This window comes from Brachybacterium huguangmaarense (assembly GCF_025725725.1).
Classification (GTDB): Bacteria; Actinomycetota; Actinomycetes; order Actinomycetales; family Dermabacteraceae; genus Brachybacterium; species Brachybacterium huguangmaarense.
Genome location: NZ_CP107020.1, coordinates 1,920,526 through 1,940,174, shown reverse-complemented (window position 1 = coordinate 1,940,174; position 19,649 = coordinate 1,920,526). Strand labels below are relative to the sequence as shown.

General features: G+C 76.0%; 18 protein-coding genes. 9 read left to right on the top strand and 9 right to left on the bottom strand.

From position 1 onward, the window contains the following. Positions 1-5: 5 nt before the first annotated feature. The gene (gene mtrA / locus BRM3_RS08645) at positions 6-692 is read right to left on the bottom strand and encodes an MtrAB system response regulator MtrA (RefSeq protein WP_263592925.1); all 687 of its coding nucleotides are present in this window, start codon (positions 690-692) and stop codon (positions 6-8) included. Between the two features lie 232 nt (positions 693-924). Here mtrA and BRM3_RS08640 point away from each other — a divergent pair, with 232 nt between their 5' ends. The 5 genes from BRM3_RS08640 to BRM3_RS08620 are packed head-to-tail and all read left to right on the top strand — an operon-like array spanning position 925 to position 6,207. After that, positions 925-2,073, top strand: coding sequence for a glycerophosphodiester phosphodiesterase (locus BRM3_RS08640; RefSeq protein ID WP_263592924.1), 1,149 nt, complete (start codon positions 925-927; stop codon positions 2,071-2,073). Beyond that, entirely contained in the window at positions 2,070-2,693 is a 624-nt protein-coding gene (locus BRM3_RS08635) for a DUF4129 domain-containing protein (RefSeq protein ID WP_263592923.1), read from the top strand. The genes BRM3_RS08640 and BRM3_RS08635 overlap by 4 nt, the downstream gene beginning before the upstream one ends. After that, the gene (locus tag BRM3_RS08630) at positions 2,690-3,910 is read left to right on the top strand and encodes a DUF4350 domain-containing protein (RefSeq protein WP_263592922.1); all 1,221 of its coding nucleotides are present in this window, start codon (positions 2,690-2,692) and stop codon (positions 3,908-3,910) included. Before BRM3_RS08635 ends, BRM3_RS08630 begins: the two co-directional genes overlap by 4 nt. Beyond that, entirely contained in the window at positions 3,907-4,899 is a 993-nt protein-coding gene (locus BRM3_RS08625) for an AAA family ATPase (RefSeq protein WP_263592921.1), read from the top strand. Before BRM3_RS08630 ends, BRM3_RS08625 begins: the two co-directional genes overlap by 4 nt. 9 nt (positions 4,900-4,908) lie before the next feature. Beyond that, positions 4,909-6,207, top strand: a complete 1,299-nt coding sequence (locus BRM3_RS08620; RefSeq protein ID WP_263592920.1) for a DUF58 domain-containing protein — start codon at positions 4,909-4,911, stop codon at positions 6,205-6,207. Positions 6,208-6,219: 12 nt separating this feature from the next. Here the strand turns inward: BRM3_RS08620 and BRM3_RS08615 are convergent, their stop codons facing one another. Continuing rightward, positions 6,220-7,215 carry a stage II sporulation protein M gene (locus tag BRM3_RS08615; protein ID WP_263592919.1) on the bottom strand — a complete coding sequence of 332 codons (996 nt, stop codon included), beginning with the start codon at positions 7,213-7,215 and terminating at the stop codon, positions 6,220-6,222. 118 nt (positions 7,216-7,333) lie between these two features. On the opposite strand from BRM3_RS08615, the gene BRM3_RS08610 reads away from it, so the two are divergent. Then, a complete protein-coding gene (locus tag BRM3_RS08610) occupies positions 7,334-8,179 on the top strand; it encodes an RDD family protein (RefSeq protein ID WP_263592918.1) in 846 nt (281 codons plus the stop codon). A 16-nt stretch (positions 8,180-8,195) separates the two neighbouring features. Here the strand turns inward: BRM3_RS08610 and BRM3_RS08605 are convergent, their stop codons facing one another. Further along, positions 8,196-9,872, bottom strand: a complete 1,677-nt coding sequence (locus BRM3_RS08605) for a Trm112 family protein (protein ID WP_263592917.1) — start codon at positions 9,870-9,872, stop codon at positions 8,196-8,198. Then, a complete protein-coding gene (locus BRM3_RS08600) occupies positions 9,865-10,224 on the bottom strand; it encodes a DUF3499 domain-containing protein (protein ID WP_263592916.1) in 360 nt (119 codons plus the stop codon). The genes BRM3_RS08605 and BRM3_RS08600 overlap by 8 nt, the downstream gene beginning before the upstream one ends. A 41-nt stretch (positions 10,225-10,265) precedes the next feature. On the opposite strand from BRM3_RS08600, the gene BRM3_RS08595 reads away from it, so the two are divergent. After that, entirely contained in the window at positions 10,266-10,739 is a 474-nt protein-coding gene (locus BRM3_RS08595; protein WP_263592915.1) for a metallopeptidase family protein, read from the top strand. 8 nt (positions 10,740-10,747) lie between these two features. Here BRM3_RS08595 and BRM3_RS08590 read toward each other — a convergent pair whose 3' ends face one another. Genes BRM3_RS08590 through BRM3_RS08580 form a run of 3 tightly spaced genes read right to left on the bottom strand, consistent with a single transcriptional unit; the run spans position 10,748 to position 15,932 of the window. Further along, on the bottom strand, positions 10,748-12,346 hold the full coding sequence (locus BRM3_RS08590; protein ID WP_263592914.1) for a DUF5719 family protein: 1,599 nt from the start codon (positions 12,344-12,346) through the stop codon (positions 10,748-10,750). Next, complete coding sequence (locus tag BRM3_RS08585) at positions 12,343-15,594, bottom strand: hypothetical protein (RefSeq protein WP_263592913.1); 3,252 nt, start codon at positions 15,592-15,594, stop codon at positions 12,343-12,345. The genes BRM3_RS08590 and BRM3_RS08585 overlap by 4 nt, the downstream gene beginning before the upstream one ends. A gap of 35 nt (positions 15,595-15,629) precedes the next feature. After that, on the bottom strand, positions 15,630-15,932 hold the full coding sequence (locus BRM3_RS08580; RefSeq protein ID WP_318152398.1) for a WhiB family transcriptional regulator: 303 nt from the start codon (positions 15,930-15,932) through the stop codon (positions 15,630-15,632). A gap of 184 nt (positions 15,933-16,116) precedes the next feature. On the opposite strand from BRM3_RS08580, the gene cofE reads away from it, so the two are divergent. Together cofE and BRM3_RS08570 are read left to right on the top strand one after the other, a co-directional pair. Continuing rightward, positions 16,117-17,247: a coenzyme F420-0:L-glutamate ligase gene (cofE, locus tag BRM3_RS08575; protein ID WP_263592912.1), complete on the top strand. Its 1,131-nt coding sequence runs from the start codon at positions 16,117-16,119 to the stop codon at positions 17,245-17,247. Further along, complete coding sequence (locus tag BRM3_RS08570; protein ID WP_263592911.1) at positions 17,244-17,942, top strand: TIGR03089 family protein; 699 nt, start codon at positions 17,244-17,246, stop codon at positions 17,940-17,942. The genes cofE and BRM3_RS08570 overlap by 4 nt, the downstream gene beginning before the upstream one ends. A 12-nt stretch (positions 17,943-17,954) precedes the next feature. Here BRM3_RS08570 and BRM3_RS08565 read toward each other — a convergent pair whose 3' ends face one another. Beyond that, the gene (locus BRM3_RS08565) at positions 17,955-18,731 is read right to left on the bottom strand and encodes an ABC transporter ATP-binding protein (protein WP_396126893.1); all 777 of its coding nucleotides are present in this window, start codon (positions 18,729-18,731) and stop codon (positions 17,955-17,957) included. Further along, positions 18,731-19,648 carry an ABC transporter permease gene (locus BRM3_RS08560; RefSeq protein ID WP_263595431.1) on the bottom strand — a complete coding sequence of 306 codons (918 nt, stop codon included), beginning with the start codon at positions 19,646-19,648 and terminating at the stop codon, positions 18,731-18,733. The genes BRM3_RS08565 and BRM3_RS08560 overlap by 1 nt, the downstream gene beginning before the upstream one ends. Position 19,649 lies beyond the last annotated feature (1 nt).

The following is a 19,649-nucleotide window of genomic DNA, read 5'->3' as shown; positions in this document are numbered from 1 at the left end:
GGGCATCACCCCGCGGATCCGGCCCGGTACCCGACGCCGCGCACCGTGAGGATCACCTGCGGGTTGTCGACGTCCCGTTCGATCTTGGCGCGCAGCCGCTGGACGTGCACGTTGACGAGGCGCGTGTCGGCGCTGTGGCGATAGCCCCAGACCTCGCGCAGCAGCACCTCGCGCGTGAACACCTGCCACGGCTTGCGGGCGAGCTGGACGAGCAGCTCGAACTCGAGGGGGGTCAGGGAGATCAGCTCGTGGCCGCGGCGCACCTCGTGACCGTCGACGTCGATCGTGAGGTCCCCGATGGCGAGGCGCTCGGTGGTGGGGGCCTCGCTGCGCCGGACCCGGGCCTTGATGCGCGCGACGAGCTCGTCGGGCTCGAACGGCTTGGTGAGGTAGTCGTCGGCGCCCGCCTCGAGGCCCTCGACGACGTCGGCGGTGTCCGTGCGCGCGGTCAGCATGATGATCGGGACGCCGGAGCGCTTGCGCAGCTCGCGGCACACGCCGATCCCGTCCATGCCCGGGAGCATGAGGTCGAGCAGCACCACGTCCGGGTGCATCCGGTCCACGGCGTCGAGGGCGGAGGCGCCGTCGGCGGCGGTCACGACCTCGAACCCCTTGCCGCGCAGCACGATCCCCACCATTTCGGCGATGGCCACGTCATCATCGACCACGAGGATCCGTGAAGGCGTCGTCATGCCGACATTGTGCCACCGTGCCCGCTCGACGTGTCGCAGGCCCGGGGGTGCGCACCCACGGGCCGCTCCGCCGGGCCCCGGACCCCGGGAGGGTCGGGCCCCGCCCGGGGACGCGCCGTGAGGAGCGGCGATCATCGACTTCCGTCGGGTCTGCGGCGGCGAGCGCGGCCCGTACGGTGGCCGTGTTCCGGCCAGCAGGGACGACGCCACCAGAGACGACGGGAGAGGTGCCATGACGAACCCGTGGACCGCACCGGGCACGAACGGCGAGGAGAGCGGAGCCGTCGGCACGGCCGCGGCGTCCCCGGCCCCGGGCGGCCCGACGGCCCCCGGCCCGCTCCAGCGCGAGCTCGTGGCCCGCACCCCGCTGTTCCCGCTGCGCCCCCTCGGCGTCGGCGAGATCCTCGGTGCCGCCACCCGCATCTACCGGCTGAGGCCCCGCATCAGCCTGCTCGTGGCCGCGGTCGTGTACGCGATCTCCTTCGTCCTGACCACCGCGCTGTCGGGCGCCTCCATCCTGCCGATGGCCGGCCAGGTGCAGGCGAGCATGGACGGCTCCGCCGGGGCGACCGTGACCGGGCCGGGCGACGGCGAGGTGCTCGTGACCCTGGGCGCCTCGCTCGCCTCCGGCCTCGTCTCGCTCGTCGCCGCCCAGCTCGTGACGATCGCCCTCTCGGCGCTCGCGATCGGCGAAGCGACCGGCACGCCGCTGGCCGACGCCGCGGTGTGGCGCACGATCCGGCGCCACGGAATCTCCGCGGTGCTCGCGGGCCTGGTCATCGCCGTCGCGACCCTCGTGCTGTGGGCCGTGCTGGTCGGCCTGGGCCTGCTGCCGCTCCTGCTCACCGACGAGGCGCACTGGTGGACGATCGTGCCCGTCCTGCTCGCCCTCGTGCTCGCCCTGGCCGGCTCGGTCGTGATCTGGATGCGCACGGCCCTCACGGCGCCCGCGCTCGTCGTCGAGAAGCTCGGCGCCCTCGGCGCGATCCGCCGCTCGCTCGTGCTGACCCGGGGCCGGCGCCGGTGGCGGGTGCTCGGCGTGGGCGCGCTCCTCGTCCTGCTCGTCTACGTGCTCACCCAGGTGCTCGCGTCGGCCTTCGGCATCGTCGCCGTCGTCGCGTACGTCGCCATCCTGCTCGCGGGCGGCCCGGGCCTCGTGGTGCTCGCGATGGCGGTGCTGCTCGTCCTCACGATGCTCGGCGCCTACGTGGCCTCGGTGCTGAGCGAGCCCTTCCGCTCCGCGGGCATGGCCGCGCTCTACGCCGACCAGCGCATGCGCTGGGAGTCGTGGGACGTCGAGCTGACCCGCCGGTCGCGGGACGCCCGTGACGCCGCGACGGCGCCGAGCGGGGCCGCGACGCACGGCGGAGGGCCCTGGTGAACGACGTCGACCCCGACGAGGCGCGGCGGCGGATCCTCGAGGAGCTGTCCAAGGGGGAGTATCACCGCCGCGGGAGCATCATCGACTGGCTGCTGGGGCTCCTGCAGGACTGGGTCTCCTCGCTCGTCGACGGCGCCGGCTCGGGACGCACCGCCGGTCTCGCCATCGCGATCGCCCTCGGCGCCGTCATCGTCGTGCTCGCCGTGCTGGTGCTGCGCCGCACCGGCCGCATCCGACGCCGCGCCGTGGTGCGGGCCGAGACCGCCCTGGACGCCGAGCCCGCCCTCACCGCCGCCCAGCTGCGCGTGCGCGCCGAGCATGCGCGCGACGACGCCCGCGCGGACGAGGCCGTGGTCCTGGCGTTCCGCGCCCTCGTGCGCGACCTCGCCGAGCGCACGCTGCTCGACCTCACCGACGGCATGACCGCCCATGAGGCGGCCGAGGGGGCCGCCTCGGCGTTCCCGGAGCTGCGCCACCGTCTCGCGCTCGCGGCCCGCGCCTTCGACACGGCCGCCTACTCGTGGCGACCCGCCACGGCCAAGCAGGCCGACGACGCGGTGCGCCTGGCCGAGTACGTCGCCCAGGCCTCGCCCGACCGCGCCGTGCTGGAGACGCTGTGAGCGCGCCCGCCCTCGCCCCCGAGCAGGGCATCGCCCCGGCACCAGGACCTGCACCGGCACCGGCGACGGGCGACCGTCGCTCCCGCACGATCGCGGTGATCGTCGTGATCGCCGCCCTCGTCGCCGCCCTCGGGGCGGCGCTCGCCCGCGGCGCCTACCGCGACGCGCCCTTCGAGCCCTCCTCCCCCGCTCCCGGGGGTTCCAAGGCGGTGGTCACGGTGCTGCGCGACGGCGGTGCCACGGTGCGCACCGAGCGGCGCACGGCCGAGGCCGCCGCGGCGCTGCGCTCCGGGGACACGGTCCTCGTGACCGCCCCCTCCACCCTCGACCGTCCCCAGCTCGAGGCGCTGCGCGAGGCCCTCGACGCGGGCGACGGGCGCCTCGTGCTCGTGACCCCCGACTTCGGCGGCCTCGCGGTGCTCGCCCCGGGTGTGCGCCCGACCGGCACCGTCGAGGACGAGGACGCGCGCCTGAGCGCCGACGCGGAGTGCTCCGACGCGTCCTTCGCGGCCCGGACGGTGCGGCCCGGGCCGGTCGCCCTCGACGCCGACGGCGACCAGGTCGCCCCGGCCATCGTGTACTCCGGGCCCGAGACCGCCCGCGGTTGCTTCCGCACCGGCGCCGGCGCGAGCATCATGCGCAGCGGCGACGTGACCGTGCTGGGCAGCGCCCGCTACCTGACGAACGCCGGGGTGGGCGGCGCCGACAACGCCGCCGTCGCCCTCAACGCGCTCGGCGACGGGCACGTCGTGTGGTACCTGCCCTCGGCCGCGGATCCGATGGCCTCGACCCAGCCGGGCGCGTTCGAGCGGCTGCCCGACTGGATGGGGCCGGTCGGGCTGTGGCTCGCCGTGTGCGTGCTCGTGCTGCTCGTGGCGCTCATGTGGCGCGGCGGCCCCGTCGTGGTCGAGCCGCTGCCCGTGACCGTGCGCGCCCAGGAGCTCACCGCCGGGCGGGCCCGTCTGATGCACCGGGCCGGCGCGCGCGAGAGCGCCGCGCGCTCGCTGCGCTCGGCCACCGCGGTGCGCCTCGCCTCCCGCCTGGGGATCCGGCGCGGCGAGTCCCTCGACGCGCTCGTCGCCGCCGCCGCGCCGCTCGTCGGGCGCAGCCCGGCCGCCCTGCGCGAGCTGCTGGGCGAGACCCCCGTCCGCACCGACGAGGAGCTCGTGCGCCTCGCCGACGACCTCGACCGTCTCGAGAAGGAGATCGACCGATGACAGCACCGACCACGCCCGAGGCCGCCGCGCCGGACCCCGACGAGCGCAGCCGGGAGGGGCTCGTCGCCCTGAGCGGCGAGATCCACAAGGCGGTCGACGGGCAGGACGCCGCCGTGACGAGCCTCGTGGTGGCCCTCCTGTGCCGCGGGCACGTGCTGCTCGAGGGGGTGCCCGGGGTCGCCAAGACCCTGCTCGTGCGGGCCCTCGCCGCCTCCCTCGACGTGCAGATGCGCCGCGTCCAGTTCACGCCCGACATGATGCCGGGCGACGTCACCGGCTCCCTCGTCTACGACAACTCCACGAGCGACCTCGTCTTCCGCGAAGGCCCCGTGTTCACGAACCTGCTGCTGGCCGACGAGATCAACCGGACCCCGCCCAAGACCCAGTCGGCGCTGCTCGAGGCGATGGAGGAGCGCCAGGTGACGATCGACGGGCGCCCCCGCCCGCTGCCCGATCCGTTCATGGTGGTGGCGACCCAGAACCCGATCGAGTTCGACGGGACCTATCCGCTGCCCGAGGCGCAGCTCGACCGCTTCCTGCTCAAGGCCGTGATGCCGCTGCCCGAGCGCGCCACCGAGGTCGAGGTGCTGCGGCGCCACGCCGGCGGCTTCGACACCGCGGACCTCGCCGCCGCGGGGCTGCGCGCGGTCGCCGACCCCGCCTCGCTGCGACGCGCCCAGCGGGACGTGACGGCTGTGCGCGCCGAGGAGAACGTGCTCGAGTACATCGTCGACGTCGCGCGCGCCACCCGCCGCTCCCCGAGCCTCTCCCTGGGCGTCTCGCCGCGCGGCGCGATCGCCCTCCTGCGCACCGCCCGCGCATGGGCCTATCTGCAGGGACGCGACTTCATCACCCCCGACGACGTCAAGACGATGGCGCCGGCCACCCTGGCCCATCGCGTGCGCCTGACCACGGAGGCCGACCTCGAGGGCTCGCAGGTCGACGCCGTGCTCGCGGCGACGCTGGCCTCCGTCCCCGTCCCCCGCTGAGGCATGCCGATGCGCATCTGGCCCACCCCGCGCGCCGCTCTCGTGGCGCTCGTCGGCGTGCTCCCCCTCGTGGTGGCGCCGTCGTGGATCACGGTGCTCGTCTGCCTCGCCGTGCTCCTCGTGCTCGTGCTCGGCGACGCCCTCGCGGCGGTGCCCCCGCGCTCGCTGCGCCTGCGCCGGGACATGGCCGCCCAGGTGCGCCTGGGCGGGGCGGTCGACGCCCGCCTGCTGATCACCAACCCGTCCTCCCGGCGTGCGCGCCTGCTCGTGCGCGACGCGTGGGACCCGACCGCGGGGCTGGCCGAGCAGCGGGCGAGGATCACGGTCCCCGCGGGCGAGCGCCGCGCGATCTCCCAGCGCTACGTGCCCGTGCGCCGCGGCGCGCACGCCTCGCGCACCGTCGCGATCGCCGCGATCGGTCCGCTCGGGCTCGCGCGGCGCTGCGCCGACCTCGACGTGCGCGGCGCCCTGATGGCGCTGCACCCCTTCGGCTCGCGCCGTCATCTGCCCTCCCGCGTGCGCCGGCTGCGGGAGATCGAGGGCCTCGCGGCCGTGCACCAGCGCGGGGAGGGCACCGAGTTCGACGCGCTGCGGGACTTCGTCGACGGCGACGACGTGCGCTCGATCGACTGGCGGGCGACCGCGCGCCGACGCAGCGTGGTCGTGCGCACCTGGAGGCCCGAGCGGGACCGCCACGTGCTGATCGTCGTGGACACCTCGCGCACCGCGGCCGCCCGCCTCGGCGACGCGCCGCGCCTGGACGCCGCCTTCGACGCGGCCCTCCTGCTGACCGCCCTGGCCACGCAGGCCGGGGACCGCGTGGACGTGCTGTGCATCGATCGCATCCCCCACGTCTCGGTGACCGGCTCGAGCGTGCGCACCGTGCTGCACGACGTGGTCGCCGCGACCGCCCCCGTCCACCCGGCCCTCGTCGAGACCGACTGGGAGCTCGCGGCGGCCCAGATCCGCCGCCGCACCCGCAAGGGGGCGCTCGTCGTGCTCGTGACGCCCGTCGAGCCGGGAACCGTGCACCAGGGGCTCGTGCCCGTCGCGGCGCGCCTCGCGGCCGAGCACCCGCTCGTCATCGCCTCGGTGGCCGACCCCGCGCTCGCGGCCATGGCGCACGAGCGCGGCGACGCGGGAGCGGTCTACCGGGCGGCCGCGGCCGAGCACGCGCGCGCGGAGCGCACGGCGGTCGGCGAGGCCCTCACCCGCGGCGGCGCCCACGTGATCGACGACGTGCCCGACGCCCTGCCCCAGGCCCTCGCCGACGGCTACCTCGCGCTCAAGGCGGCGGGCAGGCTCTGAGCCCGGAGCCGCTCACGCGGCGACGGCGACGGAGTCGCCGATGACCTCCTCGGAGAGGTCGCCCGTGATGCCGCGCGACGCCGCCCGGCGCCCGAGCACGACGACGTAGACGAGGAAGACGACCCAGACCCCGGTGCCGATCGCGACCCGCAGCGCGGCGGGGAGCGGCGAGGGGGTCACGAAGGCCTCGAGGATCCCGCTGACCAGGAGCACGGGCACGAGCCCGATCGCGACGGTCACGAGCGAGCGGCCCGCGCGCGCGAGGGCCCACAGCCGCGGCAGGGGCCCCGGGCGCAGCCACGACCAGAACAGGCGCAGCCCCGCGCCGGCGCCGATGACCACGCACGTCAGCTCGAGCAGGCCGTGCGGGAGCAGGTGCACGAAGAAGGTGCCGAGCCGGTCGTACTCCCCCATGACCGCACCGGTCAGCCCGAGGTTCAGGCCGTTCTGGACGAGCATCCACAGCGGCCAGACGCCCGTCACGCCGAAGACGACGGCCTGCACCGTGATCCAGGCGTTGTTGGTCCAGACGTTCGCGGCGAAGCCTCCCGCCTGCCCCTGGAAGTAGTACGCCGTGAACTCGCGCGTCGCGAGGCGTCGCTGCTCGGGCTCCGGCACGATCGAGGCCCGCAGGGAGTCGTCGAGCCCGAACGCGAGCGCCGAGCCGAGGGTCGCGGCCACGAGCACCGCCGCGGCCACGAGCACCCCGCGACGCGACGCCCACAGGGCGGCCGGGAAGTCCTCGAGCACGAAGGCGCGGGCGTGGGACCACAGGGGCGTCCGCGCACCCGTGATGCGCGATCGCGCGCGCGACAGCAGCATCGACAGCCGGGCCGTGAGCACGGGGTCGGGGTTGGTCGAGCGGACGGTCGACAGGTCCGTCGCGGTGCGCTGGTAGAGCCCGATCAGCTCGTCGATCTGCTCGGCGTCCAGGCTGCGGGTCCTCACCAGCGCCTCGAGACGGTCCCACGACGGCTGGTTGACGGCGATGACGGCATCGGTGTCCACCGCTTCAGGGTAGGCAGGGGCCCGGCACGCGGGCCCCAGACGAAAGTCGGTGCCCGCCCCCGCCCGCGTCGACCAGGGGACCTGCCCGGTGACTGCGCGCACCTGGGACACTGGCGGCATGGACGCGATCCCGGGCACCACCGACGCCGCGGCGTCCCGCGACGCCCTCGTCACGGGGGAGGCGGTCCTGCTGGATCTGCGGCCTGCCTCGTTCGCGGTGCGCCTCGCCTCGTTCCTGATCGACGGTCTCGTCGAGCTGGTCATCGCGATCGGCGGGACCTACGCGGTCGTCCGCCTCGGCTCGGCGTTCGGGCTCGACGACGGCTACCTCGCGGCGGGCCTGGTCGCGGTGACCGTCGCGGCCTTCATCGGCCACCCGGTGCTGACCGAGCTGCTCACGAACGGCCGCTCGCTCGGGCGGCTCGCCCTGGGCACACGGGTCGTGCGCGACGACGGCGGCCCCGTGCACGCTCGGCAGAGCCTGCTGCGCGCGGTGATGGCGATGTTCGAGATCTGGTCGACGTCGGGCGCGATCGCCCTCGTCGTCTCGCTCGTGGACCGCCGGTCGCGGCGCCTCGGCGACCTGCTCGCCGGCACCTTCGTGCTCCAGGAGCGGCTGCGGGCGCCCCTGCCCGTGCGGCCCGAGGTGCCGCCGACGCTGCGCGCCTGGGCGGCCACGGCCGATGTGGGGCGCCTCGAGCTCACGCTGCTGCAGGACATCCGCGCCTTCCTCCCGCGCGCGGGGGTGATGGCGCCGGAGTCCCGGCGACGCATCGCGCTGGACCTCGTGCAGCGGGTGGTCCCCTCCGTCGCTCCCCCGCCGCCCGTGGGGACGGACCCCGAGGAGTTCCTGCGGGCGGTGCTCGCCGAGCGGTCGCGGCGCGACGAGCAGCGGCTGCGCGAGGACCTCGCGCGCGAGCAGGAGCTCGCCGCGCAGGTCGCGGTCCTCCCCTTCCGCCGCTGACCGGGAGACGCGGGCGTCAGTCCCGGGGCTGCTCGGCGTAGTCGGGGATCAGGACCGGGATGCCGTCGCTCACGGGGTAGGTGCGCGCGCACGAGGTGCACGTCAGCGCCGAGGGGGCGTCGCGCAGCTCGCCCCGGCACACGGGGCAGCGCAGCGCGGCGCGCACCCACGCGGGCACGTCGGCGGCGCTCGCGGCGGTCGGGGCGCCGCTGCGGGCGGCGAGCGAGGCCGCCTCGTCCTCGGTGCCGGGCGTGTCCTCGGATCGCACGAGGCCGAGCACCTCGTCGCGGACTCTGGTCATGGTGTCCTCCTCGGCGGCCTCGACGTTCAGTCGCAGCAGCGGTTCGGTGTGGGAGGAGCGCAGCGAGAACCACCAGCGCTCCGCGGGGGGCAGGTCGTCGCCCCAGTGGGTGACGGTCATGCCGTCCAGGTCGTCGATCACGACGCCGGGGCACGAGCCCACGACCTGTCGGACCCGGGCGCGGGCCGCGGCGGCGTCGGGCACGCGGGAGTTGATCTCGCCGCTCGTCGCATACGGGTGGTGGAGCGCGACGAGCCGGGAGAGGGGCTCGTCGGTCGCCTCGAGCGCGGCGAGCACGTGCAGGGCCGCGAGCATGCCGGAGTCGGCCCCGAAGAAGTCCCGGAAGTAGTAGTGGGCCGAGTGCTCGCCGCCGAACACGGCGTGATGGGAGGCCATCAGGTCCTTGATGAGCGAGTGTCCGACCGCGGAACGGACGTGGCGTCCGCCCGCGGCGGCGATCGCCTCGCCCACGTGGCGCGAGGAGACGAGGTTGGCGACCACGACCGGGGCCTCCTCGCCCGCGGCGCGGGCGCGGGCGATCTCGCCGGTCGCGATGAGCGCCGTGATCGCGGACGGCGCGACCGGGGTGCCGGTCTCGTCGACGACGACGCAGCGGTCGGCGTCGCCGTCGAAGGCGAGGCCCAGGTCGGCGCCCTCGCGGCGCACGGCCGCGCGCAGCTCCTCGAGGGTCGTGAGGTCCAGCGGGTTGGCCGCGTGATGGGGGAAGGTGCCGTCGAGCTCGAAGTGCAGGGGGATCACGGTCACGGCGTCGAGGTGCGCGGTGACCGCGGGCACGGTCAGGGCCGCCATCGCGTTGGCGGCGTCGACGACGACGCGCAGGGGGCGACGGGCCGGGACCGGGACCAGGCGCAGCATGAGGGCGACGTAGTCCGCGAGGGTGTCGACGTGCTCGAGCCGTCCGCCGGGGCGCTCCGCGACGACGCCGGCGCGCAGGTAGGCCTCGGCTCCGCGCCGGATCGCGTCGAGGCCCGTGTCGCGCCCGACGGGCCGCGCGCCCGCCCGGCACAGCTTGACGCCGTTGTCGGCGGCGGGGTTGTGCGAGGCGGTGATCATCGCCCCGGCGGCGTCGTGCAGCCCGGAGGCGCAGTAGAGCTGGTCGGTCGCGCTCAGGCCGGCGACGGCGACCGTCGAGCCGCGGAGCCGGGCGCCGTCGGCGAAGGCGGCGGCGAGGGCGGGCGAGGAGACGCGCATGTCATGGGCGACGATCAGGTCGCCGGCGTCGAGGTGGTCGGCGAAGGCGGCGCCCAGGGCCTGGGCCACGGCGGCCGTCAGCTGCTCGCCCGCGACGCCGCGGATGTCCGAGGAGGTGACGATCGCCGACAGGTCGTGGACGTCGGTGCTCGCGGCGCGATCCCCGGCCCCGTCATGCATGGGGGTTCCGGACCACGTGCAGGTGGCGGTCGGTGCCGGTGCGGCGCTCCGCGGCCCGCTCGTCGCGGCGGGCGGGCGGGCGCGGCGCGTCCCGGTCCTCCCGGTCGGCGCGCACCGCCTCGGCGAGGGCGACCAGGTCGTCGGTGCCCTCGGCGGTGCCAGCCACGCGGATCACCCGCCACCCGAGCGGCACGGTCAGCCCGGCGGAGTGCTCGCGGCACAGGTCGTAGGTGTGGGGCTCGCTCGTCGCCGCCAGCGGGCCCAGGACCGCGGTGGAGTCCGCGTACACATAGGTCAGCGTGCTGACGGCGGGCCGGGAGCACGCGGTCCGGGAGCATTCACGAGCAGGCACGGGAAGCAGGATACGGGTCCGCGGGTCGATAGGGTCGGACCATGGCACGAGGCGAAGGGCACAGCGGCGGCATCACGCGGTCGGGCGGCGGGGGGCGCCCCGGTCGGCCCCGTCGGCGGGACCGCCACGGACGCGGCTTCCGGGGGGACCTGATCCCCCCGCACCTGCCTGGGCACCTCACGCGACGCGAGCGCTTCGACGACACGGTGCTCGGCGCGGCGAGCCCTCTCCTGGAGCGGTTCGGCCGCCGCCTCGAGCATCTCGCGATCACCGTCGAGGACATCCCGCCGAGCGACCCGACGCCGTGGGAGATGCAGTCCGTGCCGCTCGGCCGCTACGTGCCGCCGGATCGCGACCATCCTCCGCGCGTGGTGCTGTACCGCCGGCCGATCGAGACCCGGTCGAGCCTGCCGGGCGACCTGGAGATGCTCGTGCGCCAGGTGCTCGCCGAGCAGGTGGGGGCGATGCTGTCGATGGATCCCGAGGACGTCGACCCGGGGGCCTGGGAGCTCTGAGGCCGGTCTCAGCCGGCCGTGACCGACCGGGAGCCCTCCCCGGTCGCGGCGGGCTCGACGGGGACCGAGGACAGCAGGGGGCCGACGCCGGGCGCGTCGGGGGCCTGGACCCAGGCGCCGTGCAGGACGCCCGGCTCGTCGGGCACGATGACGACCGCGGCGGGAGCCCCCGTCGTGCCCGTCCACGAGCTCGAGGCGACCGAGACGGAGGACCCGGCCGTCACCTCGACCGTGCGCGGGGTCCCCGCCCCGCCGTCGGCGCCCACGGGGATGACCGTCGCGGTCGTGTCCTCGTCGGCGGCGAGCACGAGGCTGCCGGCCGGTCCCTCGGCGGGCAGGGCGAGCACGGCCGAGCCGCCGATCGCGCCGGCCGCCGGCGCGAGCGAGAAGTCCACGGGCGCGCCGATCGTGTCGCCGGGCAGGTCGGCACCGGCCACGCTCGAGCGCACGACGGCCGTCAGGGGGCCGTCGCCGTGCACGGACACGGTCAGGTCCGCCCCCGCGGCGGCGTCGAGGCCGCCGAGCGGCACCTCGACGAGGGCGCCAGCGGGCACGGTCACGCCCGAGGCGCCGGCCACGTCGATCGGACCGTCGGGACCGGCGGCCGTGAGGTCGGCGGTCACGTCGTGGCCACCGGGGTTGAGCAGGACGGCGACGGGGTCGCGGCCGGCGCTCGCGCGCACGCCCGGCACGACGAGATCCCTCGCGGCGGCCGGGAGGGGCGTCTGGATCTCGGCGCCGCCGGGTGTGAGCCCGTCGCGCTCGGTGGACTGGACGTGCATCGCGAGCGGCGCCCCGATGGTCGTCACGCTCACGCCGGTGGCGGTCAGGCCGGGCGCGATCGACTCGAGCAGCACGGTCTCGGTGGTCCCGGGGGCGACGACGACGGTGCTGCGCCCCTTCATGTCGGCCGGCCCGTCCTCGGTCGCGATCTGGACCGACGCGGTCGCGGGCCGCTCGGAGTCGTTGGTCATCACGAGGGAGGCGCTCGACCCCGTCGTGGTGGCGGCGCCGAGGAACTGCGCGTCGACTCCCGCGGGAGCGCACCGCGACAGCGCGAGGGAGCGGTAGTCCCCCTGGGGCGTCGTGGTCGACTGGAGGGTGTCGGACACGGCCGCCCGGGAGCCGGCGGCGGCGATCGCGACGCGGGCGGGACCGTCGACGCCGTCGGCCCCGAGCACGGACGCGCCGAGGTCGCCCGCGACGGCGTCCGCCTGAAGGGTCTCGCCGTCGACGCCGGTCACGTCGATCTGCGGGGCGGGCACGTCGCCCTCCTCGGTGCGTCCGGTCTCCGAGGCGCTCAGGTGGCCGAACAGGAGCGAGGAGTCGGCCTCGAGGGCGACCGAGCGCACGGCCACGGCGTCCGTGGGCGCGGTCACCGCGAGGGCGGCGTCGCCGCCGGTCTCGAGCAGCTCGTCGGGGATGGCGAGGGGCCCGGGGCACGAGTCCTGGACGGCGGCGGGGGCCACCGCGGCGCTGCCGCGGGTGACGTCCTCGGGCTGGGTCGCCGGGGCCTCGTGGGCGAGGGCGACGGCCCCGAGCAGCGGCACGAGCGAGAGCACGGCGAGCACGGGGCGCACGCGCCGCCGGGGTGCGGGGGCGCTCATGTCGTCCTCCCGGTCCGCGGGGCCCGACCCCGCCACGGGACCGCGATGAGCGCGGTGAGCACGACGGCCGCGTACAGCGCCACCTGCTCGGCGGTGCGCCAGGGGTCCGGCGCGGCGATCTCGAGCGTGCCGGAGGCTCCGGCGGGGATCACGAAGCCCTGCGCCCAGCCGTCGACGGACAGCGTCTCGAGGCGGCGGCCGTCGAGGTGCGCGCTCCAGGCGTCCGAGGCCCGCTCGGAGAGCACGACGACGCGGGGGGCGTCGGGGTCGGGGGCGATCCGGCCCTGCGCGTCGACGACGTCGCTCGCGATGAGGACGTCGTCCTCCTCCTCGCCGCTCAGGGCGGCCCGCGGCCGCTGGTCGATCACGCGCCAGAGCGAGCCCGTGGAGTTCGCGGTCACCTTCTCCAGGAGCGGGGAGCTGTCGAGCGCGGTCACGAGCGCCGGGTGCTCGTCCGGGGCGCCGGGCACGGTCACGTAGGAGACGGCGAGGGTGCGTAGGGCGTCCGCGTCGGCGTCGCCCGCGATCAGGCCGCCCGAGGCCGCGAGCAGGGCCCGGGAGGCGGGGTCGTCGTCGGGCGTGCCGCCGCCCTCGACGGCGTCGACCCGGCGCGCCTCCTCGAACGCGGAGTGCTCGAGCACGCTGTCGCCGCCTCCGACGACGAGGCGCACGGGCACGGCCTGCGCGGAGTCGTCGACGTCCGCGCCGCCCAGGACGAGGGTGCGCTGGCGAGCAGCGTCGCGCCCGGTGTCGGCGGCCGCGGCCGGGATCTCGTCCGCGGCGCCGCGCGTGATCTGCAGGGAGGGGCCCAGGGCGAGCGCCCAGCCGGCCACGGAGACCGCCGTGGTGGCGGCGAACACGACGGCGGCGGTGACCGTGAGCACCCGGCGCGCGGTGCCGACGCCCTCGTCGCGGCGTGCGAGGGCGTCGAAGGAGCAGCCCGCGGCCAGCAGCACGGCGAGCAGGGCCGCGCTCAGCAGGGCGTGCGGCGGCGCGGGCACGCTCCGGGTGCCGGTCACGCCGACGGCGACATGCCCGCTCAGGGCCGCCAGCGCGAGCGCGAGCGCCGCCAGCACGAGGCCGAGGCGCCCCACCCGGCCGGCGGACGCGGCCAGGAAGGGGGCGACGAGCGCGGCGAGCGCGATCGGGGCGAGCACGAGCAGGGGCGCGAGGGCGGCCGCGTCCGCGCCGAGCAGGCCGTCGAGCACGGTCCACGACGGCGGCGCGGAGGGCCACAGGGCCAGGAGCGCCTCGTGCGGCGGGACGGAGGCCGGGGCGCCGCTCTGCCCGCCGACCGCGAGCAGGGTCCGGGGCGAGCCGACGTAGGCGGGGACGAAGGGGGCGTGCAGGGCGAGCGAGGGCAGCAGCACCCAGCCCAGTCGCAGCCGGCGCCCGGGCACCGCGAGCGCGACGAGCACGAGGGCGACGGCGGCGAGCAGCACGAGCACGGCCTGGACGGCGCCGAGGACGAGGAGCAGGAGTCCTGCGGCGGCGGCCGCGGAGACGCTCGCCTGGGAGCGCTTGTGGGGCAGGCCGACGGCCCGCGCGACGGCGAGCGCGAAGGGCGGCAGCAGCACGTGCACGAGCAGCAGGGGCCAGCGGCCCTCGGCGAGCGCCGCGAGCGACGAGGGGGCCAGCGCCCATGCGGCGCTCAGCACGAGCCGGGCTCCCACCGCACGGGTGAGGGCTCCCGCCGCCCACCAGGCGCCGAGCGCCGACAGCGGGAGGGCGCCCAGGACGAGGATCTCGACGAGCACGTCGCCGCCCAGGGGCAGGTGGGCGAGCACCCGGACGAGCGGATCGGCGGGGCCGCGCGCGCCGAGGCCGCCGGGGATCCAGTCGCTCCATGCGGCCTGCCAGGTCTCGCGCCACTGCGACGGGAGAGGCAGGAGCCCCGGCCCGCTCAGGTCGCCGGCGCGCAGCAGGGGGCGCAGGGCGACGAGGGTCAGCGCGCACGCCGCGACGGCGACCGCGAGGGTCCATGCGGTGTGGCGCCCGTAGTCGGCGTCGCGGGTCCCGTGGCTGGTGCCGGCGATGCCCCACGTGGTGCGGCGGATGCGCCGGCTGCGCTCGTCGTCGGCGATCAGGGCGGTCCAGGCGGCCCCGAGGTCGCGACGCACGGTCTGCCGGCGCGAGAGGTACAGCGGGGCCAGGGAGCGGCGGGGCACCCGGGCGCGGCGCGAGGCGCGGCCGCTGCGCACCATCACGCCGGGGGCCCGGCGCACGGCGCGCCAGGCGGCGGCGAGCTCGTCGAGCACCCGGCGCGGGCGGTGGGTGACGACGGCGCCGGCCATCCGCGCGAGGGTGACGACGGGCAGGAGCAGCAGCGTCACGAGCGCTGCGAGCAGCGGACGGGTCGCCAGGCGGGTCGACAGCTGGCCGCTGCGGTGCGAGCGGAAGCGGGCCGAGTCCGTGCGGGCGCGCGCGCTCCTCTCGTCCCCCTCGGGCGCCGTCGCCGGGGCGGCGTGCTCCTGCTCGAGCGCGCGGGCCGCGGCGACGACCTCGACGCGCCGCCCGGCGCGCCATACCCGGTGGCACAGCTCGATCGGGGCCCAGCGGTCGTCGAGGGCGGGGTCGAAGGAGCCGAGACGGCGCAGCAGGCTCTCCTCGACGAGCAGGGCCTCGATCCCCACGGCGAGCACGTCGCGGCGCCAGTCCGCCTGCCCCTGGTCGATCTCGCCGGCCCCGGCGCTCGAGACGATGCGGGCGCCGTGGGTCAGGGTGATGCCGACGTCGACGAGTCCGTCGGCGTCGTCGGCGGTCCGGCCGGGCACGGGCGGCTGCGGCAGGTCCTCCGCCTCCTGTCCGGCGTCCTCGTGGAGGGGGCGGCGGCACCGGCGCTTGGCGCCGACGACGGCCACGGCCTCGTCGGCCTCGATCGCCGCGAGCTGGGCGCCCAGCGCGCCTCGGCCCGGCACGGAGGCGGCCGGCACGAACCAGAGCCACGAGACCGCGCAGGCATCGTTCTCCTCGTCCTCGCGCTCGGCGTCGAGGGTCTCGAGGACGGTCGCGGTGGCCGCGGCGAGATCCGGGCCGGGGCTCGTCGCCGTGCCCACGGCGTCGGCGTCGGACGCGTCGGCGAGGCCAGGTGCGTCGGGGAGATCAAGGGCGTCGGGGCCGAGGGCCACGACGAGGGTGTGATCGGGTCGGCGCTCCTGGTGGGCGAGCGCGTCGAGCACGGCACGCACCGTCGCCGGATCGTCGCCCTCGCGGACGAGGACGAGGGCGGTGACGACGGGGGGAATCACAGGCAGGGGGGAGGGACGGCGCGCGGAGCGCTCCGTCAGATCGCGCGACGCTTCAGCTTGCGGCGCTCGCGCTCGGACAGTCCGCCCCAGATCCCGAACCGCTCGTCGTTCTGCAGGGCGTACTCGAGGCACTCGGCGCGCACCTCGCACGAGACGCACACCTTCTTGGCCTCGCGGGTCGAGCCGCCCTTCTCCGGGAAGAAGGCCTCGGGGTCGGTCTGCGCACACAGGGCGCGCTCCTGCCAGGACGCCTCGGGCTCGTCGACGTCCGTGATCGCCGTCAGGTCCACGAGGGTCAGCTCGCGGCGGATGTCCACGTCCGGGCGGTCGGTGTCCATCGGGGGACCTCCTCGTGAGGGCATGGGATGACGGTCGGGCTCCACTAAAGTACACCGGTGTAACTCCGGGGCGTCAAGCGCGCGGCGGCCGCATCGATGCCCCGCGGGGACCCCGCAGGACCGCGACCCCGGCGCGACGTGCGAGGATGCCCCGGGTGAGGGTCCGCCGGCGAGGAAGGGCGAGATGAACACCTCTCAGCAGACGTGCCCGGCGCCGGTGACGTTGATCCCGGTGACCGGGCTGCCGGAGCTCCGGCGCGGCGACGACCTGGTGGCCCTGCTCGCGGCCGCTCTCGGCCCCGACTCCCCCGCCCCGGCCGCCGACGGCGACGTGCTGTGCGTCTCGGCGAAGATCGTCTCGAAGTGCCGCGGGCTCGTCGTCGAGCCGTCGCGCAAGGCCGAGGCGATCCGGGCGGCGACCGTGCGCCCGGTGCTGCGGCGCCGCCACGGCAGCGTGGTCACGAGCGTCGTGGAGACGACGAGCGGACCGGTGCTCGCGGCCGCCGGGATCGACGCCTCCAACTCCCCCGACGGCCTGCTGCTGCTCCCCGAGGACCCCGACGCGGAGGCGCGCGCGCTCCGCCACGGCCTCGAGCGGCGGCTCGGGCTGCGCCTGGCGGTCGTGCTCACCGACACCGCCTCGCGGATCTGGCGCACCGGCGTGACGGACATCGCGCTCGGCGCCGCGGGTCTCGAGGTGCTGCAGGACCTGCGCGGCGGCACCGACGCCGTGGGGCGGCCGCTCGGCGTCACGGTCCGGGCCCTCGCCGACGAGCTCGCGGGCGCCGCCGACCTGGTCAAGGGCAAGAGCACGGGCACCCCGGTCGCGATCGTGCGCCATCTCGGCGACCGAGTGGGACGGCGGGAGTCCTCGGCGCGCGAGCTCGTGCGCACGGGACCGGACGACTGGTTCCGGCGCCCGAGCCTCGAGTCCGTGTGGCAGGCGCTCGGGCTGGCCGGGGACGCCGAGCCCGTCGCCGCGATGTCCCCCGAGCCCGACGACGAACGCATCGCCCGGGCGATCGCCGTGGCCTGCACCCCGCGCGCGGGCGACGCCGCCGCGCCGGCGGGCGAGACGGGGGCCGAGGGGCCCCGCGTCGAGCGGGCCGCCGACGGCGCCATGCTCGTGATCGCGGCCTCCGCCCGCCCCGAGGCGTGCCTGCGCGCCGGCGAGCTCGCCGAGCGGTTGCGCACCGCCCTGGGTGCCGAGTCGATCGCACGCGAGCTCGGCGGGGTCGAGGTCCGCGTGCAGATCCCCCCTGTGCCCGACGTCCTTGTGCCCGACGTCCCTGCACCCGAGGAGGAGCCCCGATGACCGCCGCCCGCCGTTCACTTCCCGCCGCCCTGCCCGCCGCGCTCCTGGACGCCCTCGAGGCGACGGGCCCGCGGCCCGCCCTGGTCTGGTACGGCGAGGAGGGCCGCACGGAGCTGTCCGGGCACGTGCTCGCCTCGTGGGTCATCAAGTCCGTGAACCATCTGGCCGACGAGGTCGCCCTCGCGGCCGGGGACGGCCTGCTGCTCGATCTGCCGGCGCACTGGAAGCGGCTCGTGCTCGCCCTCGCCGGGTGGTCGCTCGGCCTCGAGGTCCACGTCGCGCCGGGTCGCGACGACGCCGCGGCCGCTCCGGCCGCCGCGCCGCCCTCGGGCGGCACGGTCGCGACCGACGCCCCCGAGGGCCAGGCGGCGCTCGACGCCGACGAGGTGCTCGCGCTCGAGGCCGTCGCCCTGTCGATGCGCTTCCCGGGGCCGCTGCCGCCGCTCACGCGGGACTGGGCGCAGGAGGTGCGGGCGAGCGGGGACGCGCTCGGCGTGCCGCTCGGGCCGTGGAGCGGCCCGGCACCGGACGAGGGGCCGGCGTCGCGCGCGGTGCTCGTGGCCTCCGACGGGGCCGCGGGAGGCGCCGTGGCGGCCGCGCTGCTCGCCGTGCTCGCCGGCGGCGGCCTCGTGGTGGGGCCGGCCGCCCGCGTGGACCCGGCGCAGGCCGCGAGCGAGGGCGTCGCGGCGCCGTGACCGCGCCGGCCCTCAGGAGGTCGCGCGCAGGGTCGCGACCGCCTCGACCGGGTCGCCGTCGAAGATGATCTGCCCCTTGCGCAGCACGAGGATGCGGGTGCACAGGCGCTCGAGCATCTCGAGCTCGTGGGAGACGATCACCATGGTCCGTCCGGCGTGCTGGAGCTCGCGGATGCGGGCGAGGCACTTCTTCTGGAACGGCTCGTCGCCGACCGAGAGGATCTCGTCGACGAGGAAGATGTCCGGCTCGGTGTGCACGGCGACCGAGAAGGCCAGGCGCAGGAACATGCCCGAGCTGTAGTACTTCACGTCGGTGTCGATGAACTCCTCGATCTCGCTGAAGGCGACGATCTCGTCGAACTTCTCGTCGATCTGCTCGCGCGACATGCCGAGGATCGCGCCGTTGAGATACACGTTCTCGCGTCCCGACAGGTCCGGGTGGAAGCCGGCCCCGACCTCGATCAGGCCCGCCACGCGCCCGCGCAGGAGCACGCGCCCGCGGTCGGGGAACAGCACGCCCGAGATGGTCTTGAGCAGGGTCGACTTGCCCGAGCCGTTGAACCCGATGAGCCCGACGGTCTCGCCCGCGTGCACGGTCACGTCGATGTCGTGCAGCGCCGTAAAGGTGTCGGCGAGCTTCTTGCGCTGGAGCGCCGAGAACACGAGCTCCTTGAGGGAGTGGTCGTGGCGCATCGAGAACTGCTTGGTGATGTGCTCGACGCGGACCATCTCGCGCGTCAGGTCGGGCGCGGGGGTGGTGCCGGGGACGTCCTTGCCGGTGGGTGCCATCACAGCTCCTGGGCGAAGCGGCGCTTGGACCGCTCGAAGACGACGGTGCCGATCGCGAAGACCGCGGCGGCGGTCAGCAGGCCCACCCACCAGTAGCCGAAGGGCCCCTCGGGCGGGATCAGGGAGGGGTCCTCGACGGCGCCCTCGACGACGAGCGGCCCGTAGCGCCAGAAGGCGGTGTGGAACAGCTCGACGGCGATCGTGAGCGGGTTCAGGGCGTACAGCCACCACCAGATCGAGTCGCCGAGGGAGTCCTTGACCAGGGTGATGCGGTACATGACCGGGGAGAGCCAGGTCGCGACCATCGTGATCAGGTCGACGAAGTTCTCGATGTCGCGGTAGGCGGCGTTGAGCGCCGCCCCGAGCATGCCCAGCCCCATCGTCAGCAGCAGCAGGATGAGCATGCCGAGCACGAAGGCCACGAGGGCCGTGGGCGAGGGCACCCAGCCGTACAGGAGGGCGCCGATGACGAGCACGAGCAGCTGGGGCACGAAGTGCACGAGGGCCACGATCATGCTCGACCACGGGAACAGCTCGCCGGGCAGGTAGATCTTCGAGACGAGCGCCTGGTTGCCGGTGATCGAGCGCGTGCAGTTGCCGAAGACCTCGCCGAACAGGTTGACGACGACGATGCCCGAGAACAGGTAGACGGCGTAGGCGGGCATGCCCTTGTTCAGCTGCAGGAACACGCCCAGGGCGATGAAGAAGACGACGAACTGGACGGCGGGCTTGACGTAGCTCCACAGCATGCCGAGCACGCTGCCGCGGTAGCGGACCCGCAGCTCCTTCTTGACGAGCAGGCGCAGCAGGAACCGCTCGTACAGGGGGTTCAGCCACCCGTGGTCCTGTCCCGGCGCGCGCCAGCCCTCGGCGCGCTCGTCCCGGGTCAGGCGGCCGACGGACGGCGATCCGTCCACG

Excerpts from the sequence above, each read along its gene's own strand:
- BRM3_RS08590 (WP_263592914.1), bottom strand. The coding sequence starts at position 12,346 with ATGAGCGCCCCCGCACCCCGGCGGCGCGTGCGCCCCGTGCTCGCCGTG.
- BRM3_RS08620 (WP_263592920.1), top strand. The coding sequence starts at position 4,909 with ATGCGCATCTGGCCCACCCCGCGCGCCGCTCTCGTGGCGCTCGTCGGC.
- BRM3_RS08595 (WP_263592915.1), top strand. The coding sequence starts at position 10,266 with ATGGCACGAGGCGAAGGGCACAGCGGCGGCATCACGCGGTCGGGCGGC.
- BRM3_RS08605 (WP_263592917.1), bottom strand. The coding sequence starts at position 9,872 with ATGCATGACGGGGCCGGGGATCGCGCCGCGAGCACCGACGTCCACGAC.
- BRM3_RS08640 (WP_263592924.1), top strand. The coding sequence starts at position 925 with ATGACGAACCCGTGGACCGCACCGGGCACGAACGGCGAGGAGAGCGGA.
- BRM3_RS08570 (WP_263592911.1), top strand. The coding sequence starts at position 17,244 with ATGACCGCCGCCCGCCGTTCACTTCCCGCCGCCCTGCCCGCCGCGCTC.
- BRM3_RS08625 (WP_263592921.1), top strand. The coding sequence starts at position 3,907 with ATGACAGCACCGACCACGCCCGAGGCCGCCGCGCCGGACCCCGACGAG.
- mtrA (WP_263592925.1), bottom strand. The coding sequence starts at position 692 with ATGACGACGCCTTCACGGATCCTCGTGGTCGATGATGACGTGGCCATC.
- BRM3_RS08580 (WP_318152398.1), bottom strand. The coding sequence starts at position 15,932 with ATGGACACCGACCGCCCGGACGTGGACATCCGCCGCGAGCTGACCCTC.
- BRM3_RS08565 (WP_396126893.1), bottom strand. The coding sequence starts at position 18,731 with ATGGCACCCACCGGCAAGGACGTCCCCGGCACCACCCCCGCGCCCGAC.
- BRM3_RS08610 (WP_263592918.1), top strand. The coding sequence starts at position 7,334 with ATGGACGCGATCCCGGGCACCACCGACGCCGCGGCGTCCCGCGACGCC.
- cofE (WP_263592912.1), top strand. The coding sequence starts at position 16,117 with ATGAACACCTCTCAGCAGACGTGCCCGGCGCCGGTGACGTTGATCCCG.